This window comes from Actinomadura sp. NPDC023710 (genome assembly GCF_040639875.1).
GTDB lineage: Bacteria > Actinomycetota > Actinomycetes > Streptosporangiales > Streptosporangiaceae > Spirillospora > Spirillospora citrea.
Genome location: NZ_JBFAGB010000029.1, coordinates 57,284 through 75,354 on the forward strand (window position 1 = coordinate 57,284; position 18,071 = coordinate 75,354).

Sequence of the window (18,071 nt, forward strand, 5' to 3'; positions counted from 1 at the left end):
AGGAGTCCCCATGGCACCCTTCGACGGCACCGGCAAGGTCGCGCTGATCACGGGCGGATCCAACGGCATCGGGGCCGCGGTGGCGCGCCGCCTCGCCGGCGAGGGCGCGCGCGTCGTGCTCGCCGACGTCGACGTGGCTGCCGGGGACGCGCTCGCGAAGGAACTGGACGGCGCGTTCGTCCGCTGCGACGTGCGCGACCCCGCCGACAGCGCGGCCGCCGTCGCGGCCGCCGTCGACCGCTTCGGGGGCCTGGACGTGGCGTTCCTCAACGCCGGGGTGGCCGGGGGCGGTGGGGTCGGCGACGACTTCGATCTCGCCGCGTACCGGCGGGCCATGGGGATCAACCTCGACGGCGTCGTGTTCGGCGCGCACGCCGCGCTGCCCGCGCTGCGCGCCCGGGGCGGCGGCGACATCGTCGCCACCGCGAGCATGGCCGCGCTCACCGCGACGCCGTTCGACCCGGTCTACGGCGCCAACAAGGCGGCCGTGGTCGGGCTCGTCCGAGCCCTCGGTCCCACGTTCGCCGGGGAGGGCGTCCGCGTGAACGCGCTGTGCCCCTCCTTCGCCGACACCGACATCCTGACCCCGATGAAGGGGCACCTCCAGGAGACCGGTTTCCCGATCCTGGAGGTGGGGGACGTCGTGGAGGCGTTCATGCGAATCCTGGACGCCGACGGCGCCGGCGAGGCCTGGTACGTGGTGCCGGGCCGCCCGTCCGAGCCGTTCCGCTTCCGCGGCGTCCCCGGGCCCCGCTGAGCATCCGAGAGCTTCTGAGGAGAGTCATGCGCGCGATACAGATCACCGAGTTCGGCGGGCCGGAGGTCCTGACCGTCGCCGAGCTTCCCGAGCCGGCCGCCGGGCCGGGGCACCTGCTCATCGACGTCTCGCGGGCCGGCGTCAACTACGCCGACACCCACCAGGCCGAGAACAGCTACCTCTCGGAGTCCACGCTGCCGATGGTGCCGGGCGGCGAGGTCGTGGGCACCACACCCGACGGCCGCCGCGTCGTCGCGCTCGTCGGCACCGGCGGCTACGCGGAGAAGGCCGTCGCGCCCGAGGCGCTGGCCTGGGACGTCCCGGACGCGATCGACGACGTCACCGCCCTCGGCATGATCGTTCAGGGGGCGTCGGCGTGGGTGCTCCTGCGCCGCAGCGTCCACCTGGAGCCCGGCGAGTCCGTCGTCGTGCACGCCGCCGCGGGCGGGGTCGGGACGATCGCCGTGCAGCTCGCCAAGGCCTGGGGCGCCGGGCGGGTCATCGCCACCGCCTCGTCGGAGCGCAAGCGGCAGCTCGCCCTCGACCTCGGGGCCGACGTCGCGATCGACCCGGGCGTGCCCGACCTCACCCGGGCGCTGATCGACGCCAACGAGGGCAGGCGCGTCGACACCGTCCTGGAGATGACCGGCGGGACGGTGACCGACCAGAGCCTGCGCGCCCTGGCCCCGTTCGGCCGCCTCGCCTTCTACGGCATGGCGTCGCGCACGGAGCCCTCGCCCGTCCGGCCCGCCACCCTCATGTCGCACTCCACCACGATCTCCGGCATGTGGCTGGCGCACGTCTTCCAGCTCCCCGGCAACGTGATGCGCCGGGCGCTGGACGAGCTCTTCGCCCTCGCCGCGGACGGCGGGATCCGCGTCGTCGCGGGCGGCGAGTACGGGCTCAAGGAGGTACGGCAGGCCCACGAGGACCTGCGCGCCCGCCGCACCACCGGCAAACTCGTCCTCGACCCGTCGCGCTGAGCCGCGGCCCGGCCGTCAGCCGACGAGGCCGTTCTCGTAGGCGTAGACGACGGCCTGGGTGCGGTCGCGCAGCCCGAGCTTGGTCAGCACGTGCCCGACGTGCGTCTTGACCGTCTGCTCGGCCAGCACCAGTTCGGCGGCGATCTCGGCGTTGGACAGGCCGCGCGCCATGAGCCGCAGCACGTCCAGCTCGCGCGGCGTCAGGCCCGCGGTCGCCTTCGGGCTCGGCCGCTGGTGCCGGCGCCTGCGCGCGAAGTCGCCGATCAGCCGGCGGGTGATGGACGGGGCGAGCAGCGCGTCGCCCGCCGCCACGACCCGCACGCCGTTCACCAGGTCCGCCGCCGAGGCGTCCTTCAGCAGGAACCCGCTGGCCCCCGCGCCGAGCGCCTCGTAGACGTACTCGTCGAGGTCGAAGGTCGTGAGCATGAGCACCTTGGGCCGCGCGCCGGCAGGGTCCGCGTCCGGGTCGGGGGAGCCGGCCAGCTCGGCGGTGGCGGCCAGGCCGTCCATCTCCGGCATCCGGATGTCCATCACGACCACGTCCGGGTCCAGCCTGCGGGCCATCTCCACGGCCTCGCGGCCGTTGCCCGCCTGCCCGATCACCTCGATCCCGGGATCGGAGGACAGCAGCGCCGCGAGCCCGTCGCGGATCATCACCTGGTCGTCGGCGATCAGCACCCGAATCGTCACGGCACAACCCTACGGGCCGGGTGGTCGGCTCGCCCGGACTAGTCCGGATCGCCGTAGGGCAGTTCGGCGACGACCGACCAGCCGGCGCCCTCGCGCGGACCGGCGTCGAGGCTGCCGTCGAGCATCGCGACGCGCTCGCGCATGCCGACCAGGCCGTGGCCGCCGCCGTGCGACTCCTCCGGGGTGCTGCGGGCGCCGTCGTCGGTGACCGACACGGTCAGAATGTCGGCGCTGTACCGCACCTCGACGTGCACCCGGGAGCCCGGCGCGTACCGGGCCGCGTTGCTCAGCGACTCCTGCACGATCCGGTACGCCGACAGGTCGACCCCGGCGTGCAGGGGGCGCGGCATCCCGACGACGGCGCTCGCGACCGCCAGCCCCGAGCGGCGCGCCGCGCCGACCAGGTCGTCCAGCCGTTCCAGGCCGGGCTGCGGGGCGCGCTCGGCGCCCTCGTCGTCGGCGCGCAGCAGCCCGACGACCCGGCGCGTCTCGGTGAGGGCCTCGCGGGCCGCGTCCCGGACGACCTCGAACGTCTGCCGCGCCGCGTCCGGCAGCTCAGGGATCTTGTAGGGGGCGGCCTCCGCCTGCATCGCGATCACCGACATGTGGTGGGCGACGACGTCGTGCAGCTCGCGGGCGATGCGGGCCCGCTCCTCCAGCACCGCCTGCCGGGCGAGGTCGCGCCGGTGCTGCTCCTCGCGCCGGCGCAGCTCCTCCACGGCCGAGTGCCGCCCGCCGACCGCGTCGCCGAAGGTCAGCGTGACCGCCGCGATCGCCGCGAGGATCATGCCGAACCAGCCGGGCATCCCGAACAGCACGGCGGGCACCAGCACGCCGGCGATGGTCACCGCGCCCACGCCGACGGTGGTCTGCCGGGCGGCGCCGATGCCGACGAAGAACAGGATGACGATCAGGGCGAGGATCGCCGTCACCGGCCACGGCATGAAGCCCTCGCCGTGCCGCACGAAGACCGTCAGCAGCAGGCCCGTCGCCGCGAACCGCCAGGCGGCCAGCGGCCAGCGGGCCGCGAACAGCAGGGGCATCGCCTGCAGCGCGCCGAGAGGCCAGGCCAGCTGGGCGTTGACCCGGTACTGCGTGATGGAGATGGCGATGGCCCCGGCGGTGAAGCCGAGGGCCAGCATCGTCAGGATGAGCAGGATCGGCAAGCGCAGCGCGGGGTGGGCGGGCAGAAGGGTGACGGCCGGCTCGTCACGGCCCGGCACGAGGGCGGCGCGGACGCCGGCGGCCAGCCGGGTGCGGCCCGGGGGCGCGGGGCGGTCTGGATCGTTCATTTGGCTGTGAGCCTAGAACCCCCGGCGCCCAGGCGGCCTGACCCCGGGGAGGGAGATCCGATCCAGCCCCTGGGTATCAGCCCTGGGCAGTGCCCTCCTCGGTGCGGAGGGGCGGTAAACGGCTATTTCCGATTGACTTTATAGGGAATCTGCGCCACCCTGGTCCTCGTGCCGATCTCCGGACTTCGCTACGAGCGCCTGCATGTCGACCTGCGCCGCCAGGCCAGCGCGCTGTGTCGCCGCCCGTCCCGCTGAGCGCGACGAGGAATGGCAGCACACCGCTAGGAGAGCGACCGCATGACCGTCACCACGACCGGCCTCACCGTGCCCGCGCCCGAAGGCGCCCCCTTCACGCCCCGGCGCCTCGCCGAGCGGGCGCGCGGCCTCGCCACCGACCCGGGGGAGTGGCTGCTCCGGGTCCGGCTCGACCCGCGAGGGCGCTGGTACGAGCGCGTCCACCAGGACGCCGACCACGAGATATGGCTGATCAGCTGGCTGCCCGGCCAGTCCACCGGCTTCCACGACCACGGCGACTCCGCGGGCGCGTTCGCGGTCGCCCTCGGGACCCTGGAGGAGCAGCGCGCCAACGCCGCGCGCCGGCTCGGGACCGCGCACGGCGTCGGCGCCGGGCAGGCCCGCTCCTTCGGGCCCGGCTACGTCCACGACGTGCGCAACACCTCGGACGCGCCCGCCGTGAGCGTCCACGTCTACTCGCCGCCGCTCAGCACGATGCGCCGATACGACGTGGACGCGGGCGGCGGCCTGGTCCGGCTCGTCGACGAGTCCGCCGCCGACTGGTGAGGCCCGGCCGCCCGGGAGCGCTGATCTTGCGGTGATCGCCGGGGCGGCGGACACTGCGGGAATGACCGACCTGAGCCATCCGATCTTCGCCCGCCTCTATCCGCGGCTGGACGCCGGCTGCGCCAAGGCGGGCGGCGACGCGTGCCGCGCGGAGCTGCTGGCCGGAGCGTCCGGCCGCGTGGTGGAGGTGGGCGCCGGATACGGGGCCAACTTCCGCCACTACCCGCCCGAGGTCACCGAGGTCGTCGCCGTCGAACCCGAGCCGCGGCTGCGTGCGAAGGCCGCCCACGCCGCGGACCGCGCGCCGGTCCCGATCACGGTGCGCCCCGGGCTGGCCGAGGACCTCGACCTCGACGACGCGTCGTTCGACGTGGCGGTGGCGTCGCTCGTGCTGTGCTCGGTCCGGGACCCCATCCGGGCCCTGGCCGAGCTGCGGCGCGTCCTCAAGCCGGGCGGCGAGCTGCGCTACTACGAGCACGTGCGGGGCAGCACCCCCGGGAAGGTGCGCTTCCAGCGCTACGCGGACGTGCTGTGGCCGTTCTTCGCCGCAGGCTGCCACGTCACACGCCCGACGAGCGAGTGGATCGCCGGCAGCGGGTTCACGGTGCGCGGCGAGCGGCGGTTCGAGTTCCCGGAGCCGAGCCGGGCCAACCCGGCCTCGCCGCACGTGCTCGGAATCGCCGTCCGCGACTGACCGGACGGCGCCCGCATAAGGTCCGGCTCCCGGGGAAGATCGGGCTCCATGACGGGAGTGGGCAGCGGACCGGGGCAGGCGGACGAGCACCTCGAGGACGGGACGTCGCACTCCGCGGCGGTGGCGGCCCTGCTGGCGGGAGCCGCCGCCCTCGGCGGGTTCCTGTTCGGCTACGACTCCTCGGTGATCAACGGGACGGTCGACGCGCTCAAGAAGGAGTTCGGCCTCGGCGGCTTCGCGGTCGGCTTCGTGGTCTCCGCCGCGCTGCTCGGCTGCGCCGCCGGCGCCTGGTTCGCGGGGCCGTTGAGCGACCGGATCGGCCGGGTGCGGGTGATGCTCATCGCCGCCGGGCTGTTCGTGATCAGCTCGCTCGGCTCCGCGCTGGCCTTCAGCGCGGTCGACCTGACCGCCTGGCGGCTGGTCGGCGGCCTCGCCATCGGCGCCGCGTCGGTGATCGCCCCCGCCTACATCGCCGAGATCGCCCCGGCCGAGCTGCGCGGCCGGCTCGGCTCGCTGCAGCAGATGGCGATCGTGCTCGGCATCTTCGCCGCCCTCGTGGTCGACTACGTCATCGCGCGGGTGTCCGACGGCGGCGCGACCGGAACGTTCCCCTGGGGCGGCGGCGCGTGGCGGTGGATGTTCGCCAGCGCCGTCGTCCCGGCCGTGATGTACGGCGTGATCGCCACCACGATCCCCGAGTCGCCCCGCTACCTGGTCAAGAAGCACGAGACGGCCCGCGCGCGGCAGGTGCTGCGGCGCGTGATGGGCCGTGGCGACGTGGACGTGAAGATCACCGAGATCGGGCGGTCCATCGCCGTGGACCGGCCCGTCCGGCTCGGGGACCTGCGCGGCGACCGGCTCGGCCTGATGCCGATCGTGTGGGCCGGGATCCTGCTGTCGGTGTTCCAGCAGTTCGTCGGCATCAACGTGATCTTCTACTACTCCTCCTCGCTGTGGCAGGCCGTCGGCTTCTCCGAGAACGACGCGATGCTCACCTCGGTGATCAATTCGATCGTCAACGTGGCGTTCACGCTGGTCGCGATCGCGCTCGTCGACCGGATCGGGCGGCGTCCGCTGCTGCTGGCCGGTGCCGCCGGCATGGCGGTCGCCCTCGGCACCCTCACGGTCTGCTTCGCGACCGCCCCCGTGGTGGACGGCAAGCCGGACCTCGGCGGCGTCGCCGGTCCCGTGGCGCTCGTCGCCGCCAACGTGTTCGTCGCCTCCTTCGCCGCGACGTGGGGGCCCGTCGTGTGGGTGATGCTCGGCGAGATGTTCAACAACTTCATCCGGGCGTCCGCCCTGGCCGTCGCCGCCGCCGCGCAGTGGCTCGCCAACTGGGTGATCACCACGACGTTCCCCGGCATCTCCGGCTTCTCCCTCGGCCTGGCCTACGGCCTCTACACGCTGTTCTCGATCCTGGCGTTCCTGTTCGTGCTGCGCGCCGTCCCCGAGACCAGGGGACGCGAACTGGAGGACATGGACGGCCTCGCCTCCCCGCGGTCCCGCGCGTGAAAGGCCGGGCCGCGCGCCCGCCCATCGGTTACAGTGGACGCATGCCGCACGCGCTCGCAGAGACGACGACGCCGGGTCACTCCCGGCGCGACTGCGGCATGTCCTGACATTGCACGCGGAAGGGCCCCGGGAGCGATCCCCGGGGCCCTTCCGCCGTCCGGGGACGCCGCGGGCCCTCCACTGACCGAGAGGAGCGGCGGATGGAACCGGATGCGTCCGGGGGACACCCCGAGTCGATAGCATCGGACCCCGTTGACCCCGACCCATCATCGCGAGGAGTACCCGTGTCCACCGTGTCTGAGCTGCGCATCACCCTCGACGGGAGCGAGCGGGCGGTGCCGGCGGGCACCACCGCGGGCCAGGCACTGGAGGCCGACGGCCGCACCGTGATCGCCGCCCGCGTCAACGGCGAGCTGCGCGACCTCGCCGGCGAGCTGCGCGACGGCGACGCGGTCGAGCCGGTCGAGATCGGCTCGGGCGACGGCCGGGCCATCATGCGGCACTCCGCCGCGCACGTGATGGCGCAGGCCGTCCAGGAGCTGTTCCCCGAGGCGAGGCTGGGCATCGGCCCGCCGGTGGAGAACGGTTTCTACTACGACTTCGACGTCCCCGAGCCCTTCACCCCCGACGACCTCAAGCGCATCGAGAAGCGGATGCGCGAGATCGTCAAGCAGGGGCAGCGGTTCTCCCGCCGTCCCATTTCCGACGTGGACGCGCGCGCCGAGCTCGCCGACGAGCCCTACAAGCTGGAGCTGATCGGGCTGAAGGGGGCCGGCCCGGACGCGGCCGACGGCGCCGAGGTCGAGGTGGGCGGCGGTGAGCTGACCATCTACGACAACCTGGACGCCAAGTCCGGCGAGCTGCGCTGGAAGGACCTGTGCCGCGGCCCGCACCTGCCGTCCACCCGGGTCATCCCCGCCTTCAAGCTGATGCGCTCGGGCGGCGCCTACTGGCGCGGCAGCGAGAAGAACCCGCAGCTGCAGCGGATCTACGGCACCGCCTGGGAGTCCCGCGAGAAGCAGGACGAGTACCTGCGGTTCCTGGAGGAGGCCGAGAAGCGCGACCACCGCCGCCTCGGCGCCGAGCTCGACCTGTTCTCCTTCCCGAACGAGATCGGCAGCGGCCTCGCCGTCTTCCACCCGAAGGGCGGAGCCGTCCGCAAGGTGATGGAGGACTACTCGCGCCGCCGGCACGAGGAGGAGGGGTACGAGTTCGTCAACACCCCGCACATCACCAAGGGCCACCTGTTCGAGACCTCCGGGCACCTCGGCTGGTACAAGGACGACATGTTCCCCGCCATGGAGGTCGACGGCGGCGACTACTACCTCAAGCCGATGAACTGCCCGATGCACAACCTGATCTTCCGGGCGCGCGGCCGGTCCTACCGGGAGCTGCCGATGCGGCTGTTCGAGTTCGGGTCGGTGTACCGGTACGAGAAGTCGGGCGTCGTGCACGGCCTCACCCGCGTGCGGGGCATGACCCAGGACGACGCGCACATCTACTGCACCGAGGACCAGATGGGCGAGGAGATCAAGCGGCTCCTCGACTTCGTCCTCGGCCTCCTGCGCGACTACGGCCTGAACGAGTTCTACCTGGAGCTGTCCACCCGCGACGAGTCCGACAAGTTCATCGGCTCGGACGCGATGTGGGAGAAGGCCACCGCCGCCCTCCGCGACGCCGCCGAGGCCACCGGGCTCGACCTCGTCCCCGACCCGGGCGGCGCGGCGTTCTACGGCCCCAAGATCTCCGTGCAGGCCAAGGACGCGATCGGGCGCACCTGGCAGCTGTCGACCATCCAGGTCGACCCCAACCAGCCCGAGCGGTTCGGCCTGGAGTACCAGGCGGCCGACGGCACCCGGCAGCGGCCCATGATGCTGCACCGGGCGCTGTTCGGGTCGATCGAGCGGTTCTTCGGCGTGCTGCTGGAGCACTACGCGGGCGCGATGCCGCCGTGGCTGGCGCCGGTGCAGGCGGTCGGCATCCCGATCGGCGACGCCCACGCCCCGCACCTGGAGAAGGTCGCCGCGCGGCTGCGCGAGCACGGCCTGCGCGTCGAGGTCGACGCCTCCTCCGACCGGATGCAGAAGAAGATCCGCAACGCGCAGAAGCAGAAGGTCCCGTACATGCTGATCGCGGGCGACGACGACGTCGCCAAGGACGCGGTGTCGTTCCGGTACCGCAGCGGCGAGCAGAAGAACGGCGTCCCGATCGACGCCGCGGTCGAGGAGATCGTCGAGGCCGTGCGGACCCGCGTGCAGATCTGAGCCCCGCCGGGTCGTGCCCGCCCCGCGCGAGCGCGGCCCGGAAGTGGCGCGCGCCCGGAGTTGGTAGCCTCATCGATCACGTTCGAGGGACCGGGGAGACAGCGGAGATGAAGTCCAGGAGGCCGGGGCGGCGGGGGCGGTCGCTCTGGCTCCGGATCGCCGGTTACACCGGCACCCTGGCGCTCGTCGCAGCCGCCGTCATCGTGCTCCTCATGCCCCTGATGGACGACGGCACGAAGGGCGCCGCCGGCGGGACGGCGAGCCCGTCCGCGCCGGGCGCGCAGACGGGCCTTCCCGGAGGCGGGGGCCTGCCCGTGACCCCCACCGACCCCGCCCCGCAGCAGAACGGGAGCGGCCAGCCCTATCCGGGCGGTGGAGGCGGCGGGTCCGGCGGCCAGGGCGGCGGACCGCAGATCCCTCCCCAGAACGGCTCGGGCGGCGTCGCCGCCTGCCCGAAGGGGACGGCGTACTACCGGGCCACCGCCACGGGCGTGGACGTCGTCATCGCGGTCTCCGCCAGCGGAGCGATCCGGGCGGAGCTGTCGCTGCGGGGGCAGGAGCCCAAGGCCCAGCAGACCACCGTGCGCAGCGGCGGGCCGCAGACGTTCCACTTCACGGGAGTCGCGCCGCAACTGGTCGAGCGCGTCAAGGTCACCACGATCTCGGTGGGGGGCGGCATGCAGAACTGCTACGCCCGCGCCGCCTGACGGACGTCCTCGACGGACACGTTGACGGCGGCGACCCGCGTCCCCAGCATCATGCCCGCCACCCGCGCCACGTTCGCCTTCACCTTCGTCGCCACGTCCTTGATCACCAGGCCGTACTCGACGGCGATGGCGACGTCCAGCGTGACCTCGTCGTCGTTCTGGACGACGCGCACGCCCGTCGCGGCAGGCTCGTCCTGGACGGTGAGGCCGGCGACGCCCTCCACCTCCAGCGCGGCGAACGCGGCGATCTTCCCGATCACCGCGTTGCCGATCGTGATGCGGCCGTCCACCGGCGCGCTGAGGTCGCCGGATGAGCCGTGCATCGTCATCGGCACCGCGTTCGGCCCCGACGACAGCACGCCCCGCGGGGGCGGGACCGACTGCGGTGCCGCGGTCGCGGGAGGCGCGGAAAGCGGCGCCCCCTGCGGCATCCCCGGGATCGGCGCGCCCTGCGACGGCATGCTCGGGGACGGCGTGCCCGGGGAGACCGTGCCGTGCGACGGCATGCCGGGGGGAGGGTCCGTCTCCGGGCGGCCGGCGGGCGCCCCGGGGAACCGCGGTCCGGGTCCGGCCCCCGGTCCCTGCTCGGCGTTCCCGGTCTGGCGCTTGTCGAGCCCGGTCATGATCGCTCCCTGTGGTTCGGTCGGGTGACCATGGTGTCGGAGCGACGCGCGGAACGTCACGCAGGCACCGGATCGCGGGCGCGTCCGAAGACCCGCCGACGGGCCATGCTAAGGGATCCCGGCTACAGGCCCGAGGGCGTCTCTCTCTATGCTGCTGGTCAGGCCGTGAACAAAAGGAGACCGCCGCCTTGAGCGCAGAGCCGGAGGAGTCCGTGGTGCAGCAGGGGCGCGAGGACGCGCCCGGGGCCGGTGCCGGGAACGAGCGCACGCCCCGCTTCGAGGAGCAGAGGGGCGGCGCGGGCACGCCCGACAACTTCCAGCGGCTCTGGACCCCGCACCGTATGGCCTACATCAAGGGCGAGAACAAGCCCACGGGCGGGGGATCGGGCGACGGCTGCCCGTTCTGCGAGATCCCGAAGATGACCGACGAGGAGGGGCTCGTCGTGGCCCGCGGGGAGTCGGTGTTCACGGTGCTGAACCTCTACCCCTACAACTCCGGGCACCTGATGGTCGTCCCGTACCGGCACGTCGCCGACTACGCCGACCTCGAAGAGCCGGAGTACGTGGAGCTGGCGACGTTCACGCAGCGGTCTCTGACGGCGCTGCGCAAGGCGAGCGGCGCGCAGGGCTTCAACGTCGGCATGAACCTCGGTCTCGTCGCCGGCGCCGGCATCGCGTCCCACCTGCACCAGCACGTCGTCCCGCGCTGGGGAGGCGACACGAACTTCATGCCGGTCGTCGGGCACACCAAGGTGCTGCCGCAGCTCCTGCGCGACACCCGCCAGATGCTCGCCGACGCCTGGCCGCACGACGCCTGACCGTCCGCCCGGGCGGGCCGGCGGGCCTAGGCAGGGGGCGCGGCGCGCCGCAGTCCCACGTCGCCCGGCGGGCTTGGCGGGGCCTGCGAGGCGCTCATCAGCTCCGAGACCGTGACGAACTCGAAGCCCTTGGCGCGCAGGCCCCGGATCATCGGGACGAGGTTGCGCAGCGCGACCAGGCGGTCGTGGTGGCCGGTGTCGTGCGCGAGCAGGATCGTGCCGGGCCCGGTGTTGCCGACGATGTAGTCCACCAGGGCCGGCGGGTCGTCCTCGTAGGTCTTCTCCAGCATCTTGATCGACCACAGCGCGATGTCGTACTCGAACCGGCACGCGGCGCTCAGCGTGGTCCCGCCCAGATGGCCGAACGGGGGCCGCAGGAGCCGGGGCTCCTTGCCGACGATCCGCCCGATGGCGTTGTGGGCGCGCCGCAGCTGCTCCAGGGCCCGCTCGTCGGAGAGGCGCGACAGGTCCTGGTGCTGCCAGGTGTGGTTGCCGGCCTCGTGCCGGTCCATCCGCCCGTGCACGAGCCGGGCGTGCCGGACGAGCCGCTCCCCGACGAGGAAGAACGTGGCCTTGACCCGCTCGGCGTCCAGGATGTCGTGCACCATGGGCGTCCAGTTGTGCATCGGCCCGTCGTCGAAGGTGAGGGCGACGAGCTTCTGGGCGGTGTCGACGCCCCAGACCACGTCGACGTGCGCGCTCCCGGGCCGCCACGGACCGGCGATGGGGACCGCCATCGCCGACGAGGGCGGGTTCCCTGACCCGACCACGGCGCCGACCGCCTCCGCCCCCGCGCCCAGCGTGACCGCTCCGGCGGCCGCCAGACCGAACCCCTTGATGAACGCCCGGCGTCCGGGGGCGGCCGGACTCCGGGGGTCGTCCACGTTTTCCATTGTGCGTCCACGATGCCACCGCGGACCCGCCCTGATCATCGGCCCTGCGGCCGAATCGAGGGTCACCCTGCGGGATGAGCCCGGCTCCCCCCGAGGTCGCGTCCGCGGGCGCCGGGCGTCACCGTGGCGGAGGGGACGGGGCCCGGCCCGCGCCGGGCCCCGTCCGCGGGCGCGGGCGGTCAGCCGTCCTTGGAGTCGGCGGCGACCTTGTCGGCGAGATGCGACGGGAGCGGCTCGTACCGCAGGAAGCCGCGGTTGAACGTGCCGGTCCCCTGCGACATCGACCGCAGGTCGATCGCGTACCGGACGATCTCCAACTGCGGCACCTCGGCCTTGATCATCGTGCGTCCGCCGGGCACCGCCTGGGAGCCGAGCACCCGGCCGCGCCGCGAGGTGAGGTCGGACATGATCGGGCCCACGTACTCGTCGGCGATCAGAACCTCCACCTCGTCGACGGGCTCCAGCAGCAGGATCGGCACCTGACCCGCCGCGTCCTTCAGCGCGAGCGCCCCGGCGGCCTGGAACGCCATGTCGGAGGAGTCGACCGAGTGCGCCTTGCCGTCGTGCAGCGTGACCTTGACGTCGACCATCGGGTAGCCGGCGGACACGCCGCGCTCCATCTGCTGCCGGACGCCCTTCTCGACCGAGGGGATGAACTGGCGCGGGACGACCCCGCCGACGATCTTGTCGACGAACTCGAAGCCCTCGCCGGACGGCAGCGGCTCGACGTCGATGTGGCAGATGCCGTACTGGCCGTGCCCGCCGCTCTGCTTGACGTGCCGGCCGAGGCCCTTCGCCGTCCCGCCGAAGGTCTCCCGCAGCGGGACGCGCAGGTCCACCCGCTCGACCTCGACGCCGTACCGGGCGCGCAGCCGGTCGATCAGCACGTCGGCGTGGGCCTCGCCCATGCACCACAGCACCAGCTGCCGGGTCTCGGCGTTGTTCTCCAGCCGCAGCGTCGGGTCCTCCGCGACGAGCCGGCCGAGCGCCTGGCTCAGCTTGTCCTCGTCGGCCTTGGACTTCGCGCGGATCGCGACCGGCAGCAGCGGGTCCGGCATGGACCAGGGGGCCATCACCACGGGAGCGCCCGGATCCGACAGCGTGTCGCCGGTCTCGGCGCGGCCGAGCTTCGCCACCGCGCAGATGTCGCCCGCCCCGCAGGACGCCGCGGTGCGCTGCGTCTTGCCCAGCGGCGAGGTGAGCGCGCCGACGCGCTCGTCGACGTCGTGGTCCTCGTGGCCGCGGTCCTCCATGCCGTGCCCGGAGACGTGCACGGTCGTGTCGGGGCGCAGCGTCCCGGAGAACACGCGGACCAGCGAGATCCGCCCGACATAGGGGTCGGACGTGGTCTTGACGACCTCGGCGACCAGCGGCCCTTCCGGATCGCAGGAGATCTCCTTCGGGGGCCCGCCCGCCACCGGGGTCACGGGCGGGATGCCGTGTTCGAGGGGGGACGGGAACGCCTGGGTGACGACCTCCAGCAGCTCCATCATCCCGACGACCGGGCCGGGGTGGTCGCCGTGCGGGACCGACGTCGCGAGGACGGGGTAGAAGCTGCCGCGCGCCACCGCGGTCTCCAGGTCCTCGATGAGCGCCTTGACGTCGATCTCCTCACCGGACAGGTAGCGGTCCATGAGGGTCTCGTCCTCGCTCTCCTGGATGATCCCCTCGATGAGCGAGGCGCGCTGCTCGGAGATCTGGTCCAGGTACCGGGGATCGGGGTCGCACTCGGTGCGCCGGCCGGTCGAGTAGTCGAGGCAGCGCTGCGACAAGAGCCCGATCAGGCCCTGGAGACCGTCGTCGCCCCGGGCCGGGAAGTACAGCGGCGCGACGCCCTCACCGAAGGCGTCCTGGCAGGCCATGACCACGTCGTCGTAGTCGCCGCGCTGCTGGTCGACCTTGGTGATGACGACCGCGCGCGGCATCTGCACCGCCGCGCACTCCTCCCAGATCATCCGGGTGAGGCCGTCGATGCCGTCCACCGCCGAGATCACGAACAGCGCCGCGTCGGCGGCGCGCAGCCCGGCCCGCAGATCGCCGACGAAGTCGGCGTAGCCGGGGGTGTCGATGAGATTGACCTTGATGTCGCCGTGCGTCAGCGGTGCGAGCGCGAGGTTGACCGAGCGCTGCTGGCGCACCTCCACCTCGTCGAAGTCGCTGACGGTGGTGCCGTCCTCGACCTTCCCCGCTCGCTGCAGCGTGCCCGTGGCGGCGAGCAGCGCCTCGACGAGCGTGGTCTTGCCGGCCCCTGAATGGCCGACCAGCGCGACATTGCGCACCTTGTCGCACCCGCCGGCCTCCGGTGCCCTGCCGGGGGCTCCCGGGTGGCCTCCCTTGTCCGCCATGACTACCTCCTCGGACGGGCCTCTCGCGGAGGCCCGCGTGCGGCTGGGGCCCGGCCCGGCGGGCCCGGCCCTGACGTCCGAGTGCGGCGTCCGACCTTGTCCATCGCGCGTGACCGACGTCACACCCGTGCCAACAGCCTTTCCCGTGATGGCCGGGATCACAAGGGGTGGACGGCAAACAACCGTGATCCGTGCGGGCCGCCGGGGCGCGGGTCCCGGGACCGGCCGCGGGCCCGCGGCGTGCGCACTACGATGGGCGCGCCGCGCGAGCGCCGGTCGCCCGCGGCGGGGCCGGTCCCGGTGAGCGCGACTCCCGGTGGCCGCGACTCCCGATGATCACGAGAACGGACGTCGATGCTCAACAAGATCAGGCCCGCGCTGGGGCGAGTCCTCACCCCCGTCGGACAGGCGGTCGCGCGGACCGGGGTCTCGCCCAACGCCATCACCGTCATCGGGACGGTCGGCGTCGCCGCCGGCGCGCTCGTGCTGTTCCCCCGCGGGGAGTTCTTCTGGGGGACGATGGTCATCACCGCGTTCGTCCTGTTCGACATGCTCGACGGCGCGGTCGCCCGGGTCACCGGGAAGATCTCCGCGTTCGGGGCGTTCCTGGACTCCACCATGGACCGCGTCGCCGACGCCGCGATCTTCGCCGGGCTGATGATCGGGCTGTACCGGGGCGACCAGGAGACCCTCGCCGGGGTCGCCCTGTACTGCCTGGTCTCCGGGGTCGTGGTGTCCTACGCCAAGGCCCGCGCCGAGGGCCTCGGCTACACCTGCAACGTCGGCATCGCCGAGCGCGCCGAGCGCCTCATCGTCGTCCTCGTCGCGGCCGGGTTCGACGGGCTCGGCGTCCCCTACATCCTCGCGGTCGCCCTGTGGGGCCTCGCCGTGCTCAGCACCGTCACGGTCGGGCAGCGGTTCGCCACGGTGTACGCCCAGGCGCGGCCGGGCGCGGAGGCCGGGGCCGGGAACGGTGCGCAGAACGGGGCCGCGAAGACGCCGGAGCCGCGTCCATGACCACGCCCCGCCGCGGAGAGGCGCCGCCGTCGCTTCGCGACGAGGTGTCCGACGCCGCCTACGCCCTGGGCTGGACGGTCGTCCGCAAGATGCCGGAGAGCGTGGCGCGCCTGGTGTTCACCGCGCTCTCCGACCGCACGTGGCACCGCTACGGCGGCGGCGTGCGGCAGCTGGAGAGGAATCTGTGCCGCGTCCTCGGCAAGGACGCCGTCGACGACGAGGTCCGCATCCTCAGCAAGAAGGTGCTCCGCTCCTACTTCCGCTACTGGCTGGAGGTCTTCCGGCTGCCGGAGTACGACCGGGCGCGGATCGTCGGCCGGATGCGGGTCACCGGCGAGAAGAAGATCTTCACCAACCTCGACTCCGGGCGCGGCGTCATCCTGGCGCTGCCCCACATGGGCAACTACGAGCACGCGGGCGCGTGGCTGGTGCACTGCGGCTACCCCTTCACCACGGTCGCCGAGCGGCTCGAACCCGCCTCGCTGTTCGACCGGTTCGTCGAGTTCCGCGAGGGCCTCGGGATGGAGGTGCTCGCGCACAAGGGCGCCTCCGCCTACGGGCGGATGGCGCAGCGGCTGCGCGCCGGGCGGCCGGTGTGCCTGGTCGTCGACCGCGACCTGACCGAGAGCGGCATCGACGTGCAGTTCTTCGGCGCCACCGCCCGGATGCCCGCCGTGTCGGCCGCGCTGGCCGTCCAGACCGGCGCCGCCCTCATTCCCGTGACACTCTGGTATGAGGGCGAGTACTGGGCGGCGCGGGTCCACGAGGAGATCCCCGTGCCGGACGAGGGCGGCAGACAGGAGAAGATCCGGGCCATGACCCAGGACCTCGCGCGCGCCTTCGAGGAGGGCATCGCCGCCCACCCCGAGGACTGGCACATGCTGCAGAAGGTCTGGGTGGACGACCTCGAGGACGACCGAGGATGAGGGCCGGCCGATGAAGGTGGGACTCGTCTGCCCCTACACCTGGGACGTGCCGGGCGGCGTCCAGCAGCACATCGGCGATCTCGCCGAGGCGCTGATCGCGCTCGGCCACGAGGTGTCGGTCATCACGCCCGCCGACGACGACGCCGACCTGCCGCCCTACGTCGCGTCGGCCGGGCGCGCCGTCCCCGTCCCCTACAACGGCTCGGTCGCGCGGCTGGCGTTCGGGTTCCTGTCGGCCGGCCGGGTCCGGCGCTGGATCCGCGAGGGCGGGTTCGACGTCCTGCACGTCCACGAGCCCGCCGCGCCCTCGCTCGGGCTGCTCGCCTGCTGGGCGGCCGACGGGCCCATCGTGGGCACGTTCCACGCGTCCTACCAGCGGTCGCGGGCGCTGTCGGTCACCGCGCCGATCCTGCAGAGCGCCCTGGAGAAGATCACCGGCCGGATCGCGGTGTCGGAGGCCGCCCGCACCACCCTCGTCGAGCACCTCGGCGGCGGCGCCGTGCTGATCCCGAACGGCGTCGCGACCGAGCGCTACGCGATGGCGGAGCCGCTGCCCGGCTGGCGCGGCCGCGCGGACACGCCGCCCGTCGGCGACGGGGGAGCGCTGGGGTTCCTCGGCCGGATGGACGAGTCGCGCAAGGGCCTGCAGGTGCTGCTGCGCGCCTTCGAGATCCTCGGCCGCCTGCGCCCCGGGCTGCGGCTGCTGATCGCCGGGCCCGGCGACGCCGACGACGTGCTGGCCCGGGTCCCGGCCGACCTCCGCGACCGCGTCGCCGTGCTCGGCATGGTGAGCGAGGACGACAAGGTCCGCGCCTACCACTCGGTGGACGTGTTCGTCGCGCCCAACCTCGGCGGCGAGAGCTTCGGCATCGTCCTCGCCGAGGCCATGGCCGCGGGCGCGCCCATCCTCGCCAGCGACATCGAGGCGTTCGACCGCGTCCTGCGCGGGGGCCGGGCCGGGATGCTGTTCCCGGTCGGCGACCACGAGGCGCTCGCCGCGGCGGCCGGGGAGCTGCTCGACGACCCGGCCCGCCGCAAGCAGCTGTCGGCGGAGGCCCGCGCGGCCGTGCGGGCCTACGACTGGTCGTCGGTGGCCCGCGACGTGCTGCGGGTGTACGAGACCGTCACCGGCGGCCGCGCCGGCGTGGTCGAGTCCGGGCTCGGCGCGTAGGGGGCGGCGTGTCCTACGACTGGGTCATCGACGTCCTGTTCTGGGTCGCCGTCGTCTTCCTGATCGTGGTGTACGTGTCGTGGCGCGCCACCAGGCTCGACCGCCTGCACGTGCGGGTCGAGACGGCCCGCGCCGCGCTCGACGCCGCGCTGGTCCGGCGGGCCGCCGCCACGCTGGAGCTGGCCGCCTCCCGGGTCCTGGACCCCGCCACCAGCCTGGTGCTGGCCACCGCCGCCCACGAGGCCCGCACCGCCGACGCCGAGGGCCGCGAGTTCGCCGAGAGCGACCTGTCGCGGGCGCTGCGCGCCGCCGTCGACCAGCCCGGGTTCGTCGACACCCTCGACGCCCGCGGCGGCGGCGACGGCAGGGCGGTCCTGGACGAGCTGTCGTCCGCCGCCGCGAAGGTCGCCTACGCCCGCAGCTTCTACAACGACGCCGTCTCCCAGGCCCGGGTCGCGCGCCGCAAGCTGCTCATCCGCGTCCTGCCGCTCGCCGGGAGGGCCCCGCTCCCGGACTTCTTCGAGATCGACGACGACCCGCCCGGGATCTGACGGCCCGCGATCCGCCGGGCCGCGTTG

18 protein-coding genes are annotated in these 18,071 nt (G+C 73.4%); 13 read left to right on the forward strand and 5 right to left on the reverse strand.

What is annotated here, in order from left to right:
* Positions 1-10: 10 nt before the first annotated feature.
* Both AB0H37_RS29795 and AB0H37_RS29800 read left to right on the forward strand, forming a co-directional pair.
* On the forward strand, positions 11-757 hold the full coding sequence (locus AB0H37_RS29795) for an SDR family NAD(P)-dependent oxidoreductase (protein ID WP_360616471.1): 747 nt from the start codon (positions 11-13) through the stop codon (positions 755-757).
* A 26-nt stretch (positions 758-783) separates the two neighbouring features.
* Positions 784-1,740, forward strand: coding sequence for an NADPH:quinone oxidoreductase family protein (locus tag AB0H37_RS29800; protein ID WP_360616472.1), 957 nt, complete (start codon positions 784-786; stop codon positions 1,738-1,740).
* A gap of 15 nt (positions 1,741-1,755) precedes the next feature.
* Here the strand turns inward: AB0H37_RS29800 and AB0H37_RS29805 are convergent, their stop codons facing one another.
* Together AB0H37_RS29805 and AB0H37_RS29810 are read right to left on the reverse strand one after the other, a co-directional pair.
* On the reverse strand, positions 1,756-2,430 hold the full coding sequence (locus AB0H37_RS29805; protein WP_179834470.1) for a response regulator transcription factor: 675 nt from the start codon (positions 2,428-2,430) through the stop codon (positions 1,756-1,758).
* Between the two features lie 38 nt (positions 2,431-2,468).
* The gene (locus AB0H37_RS29810) at positions 2,469-3,722 is read right to left on the reverse strand and encodes a sensor histidine kinase (RefSeq protein WP_329091665.1); all 1,254 of its coding nucleotides are present in this window, start codon (positions 3,720-3,722) and stop codon (positions 2,469-2,471) included.
* Between the two features lie 168 nt (positions 3,723-3,890).
* On the opposite strand from AB0H37_RS29810, the gene AB0H37_RS29815 reads away from it, so the two are divergent.
* The 6 genes from AB0H37_RS29815 (at position 3,891) to AB0H37_RS29840 (ending at position 9,700) form a co-directional block, all read left to right on the forward strand.
* Positions 3,891-3,977, forward strand: coding sequence for a putative leader peptide (locus AB0H37_RS29815; protein WP_360616493.1), 87 nt, complete (start codon positions 3,891-3,893; stop codon positions 3,975-3,977).
* Positions 3,978-4,019: 42 nt separating this feature from the next.
* The gene (locus AB0H37_RS29820) at positions 4,020-4,523 is read left to right on the forward strand and encodes a cysteine dioxygenase family protein (protein WP_329091662.1); all 504 of its coding nucleotides are present in this window, start codon (positions 4,020-4,022) and stop codon (positions 4,521-4,523) included.
* A gap of 61 nt (positions 4,524-4,584) precedes the next feature.
* Positions 4,585-5,217: a class I SAM-dependent methyltransferase gene (locus AB0H37_RS29825; protein WP_179834473.1), complete on the forward strand. Its 633-nt coding sequence runs from the start codon at positions 4,585-4,587 to the stop codon at positions 5,215-5,217.
* 48 nt (positions 5,218-5,265) lie between these two features.
* Entirely contained in the window at positions 5,266-6,729 is a 1,464-nt protein-coding gene (locus AB0H37_RS29830) for a sugar porter family MFS transporter (protein ID WP_360616473.1), read from the forward strand.
* Positions 6,730-7,013: 284 nt separating this feature from the next.
* On the forward strand, positions 7,014-8,993 hold the full coding sequence (gene thrS, locus AB0H37_RS29835; protein WP_179834475.1) for a threonine--tRNA ligase: 1,980 nt from the start codon (positions 7,014-7,016) through the stop codon (positions 8,991-8,993).
* 107 nt (positions 8,994-9,100) lie between these two features.
* Entirely contained in the window at positions 9,101-9,700 is a 600-nt protein-coding gene (locus AB0H37_RS29840) for a hypothetical protein (protein ID WP_329091654.1), read from the forward strand.
* Here AB0H37_RS29840 and AB0H37_RS29845 read toward each other — a convergent pair.
* Positions 9,682-10,323: an Asp23/Gls24 family envelope stress response protein gene (locus tag AB0H37_RS29845; protein ID WP_329091652.1), complete on the reverse strand. Its 642-nt coding sequence runs from the start codon at positions 10,321-10,323 to the stop codon at positions 9,682-9,684. The two genes, AB0H37_RS29840 and AB0H37_RS29845, sit on opposite strands and share 19 nt — an antisense overlap.
* A gap of 188 nt (positions 10,324-10,511) precedes the next feature.
* Between AB0H37_RS29845 and AB0H37_RS29850 the strand changes: the two genes are divergently transcribed.
* Entirely contained in the window at positions 10,512-11,141 is a 630-nt protein-coding gene (locus AB0H37_RS29850; protein WP_329091650.1) for an HIT domain-containing protein, read from the forward strand.
* Positions 11,142-11,167: 26 nt separating this feature from the next.
* Here the strand turns inward: AB0H37_RS29850 and AB0H37_RS29855 are convergent, their stop codons facing one another.
* On the reverse strand, positions 11,168-12,025 hold the full coding sequence (locus AB0H37_RS29855; RefSeq protein ID WP_329091648.1) for a polysaccharide deacetylase family protein: 858 nt from the start codon (positions 12,023-12,025) through the stop codon (positions 11,168-11,170).
* Between the two features lie 188 nt (positions 12,026-12,213).
* Positions 12,214-14,379 carry an elongation factor G-like protein EF-G2 gene (locus AB0H37_RS29860; RefSeq protein ID WP_179834479.1) on the reverse strand — a complete coding sequence of 722 codons (2,166 nt, stop codon included), beginning with the start codon at positions 14,377-14,379 and terminating at the stop codon, positions 12,214-12,216.
* A 354-nt stretch (positions 14,380-14,733) separates the two neighbouring features.
* Between AB0H37_RS29860 and pgsA the strand changes: the two genes are divergently transcribed.
* The 4 genes from pgsA to AB0H37_RS29880 are packed head-to-tail and all read left to right on the forward strand — an operon-like array spanning position 14,734 to position 18,044.
* Complete coding sequence (gene pgsA, locus AB0H37_RS29865; RefSeq protein WP_179834480.1) at positions 14,734-15,396, forward strand: phosphatidylinositol phosphate synthase; 663 nt, start codon at positions 14,734-14,736, stop codon at positions 15,394-15,396.
* Positions 15,393-16,322, forward strand: coding sequence for a phosphatidylinositol mannoside acyltransferase (locus tag AB0H37_RS29870; protein WP_360616474.1), 930 nt, complete (start codon positions 15,393-15,395; stop codon positions 16,320-16,322). The genes pgsA and AB0H37_RS29870 overlap by 4 nt, the downstream gene beginning before the upstream one ends.
* A gap of 10 nt (positions 16,323-16,332) precedes the next feature.
* Positions 16,333-17,493, forward strand: a complete 1,161-nt coding sequence (locus AB0H37_RS29875; protein ID WP_329091642.1) for a glycosyltransferase family 4 protein — start codon at positions 16,333-16,335, stop codon at positions 17,491-17,493.
* 8 nt (positions 17,494-17,501) lie between these two features.
* Positions 17,502-18,044, forward strand: coding sequence for a hypothetical protein (locus AB0H37_RS29880; RefSeq protein WP_179834483.1), 543 nt, complete (start codon positions 17,502-17,504; stop codon positions 18,042-18,044).
* Positions 18,045-18,071 lie beyond the last annotated feature (27 nt).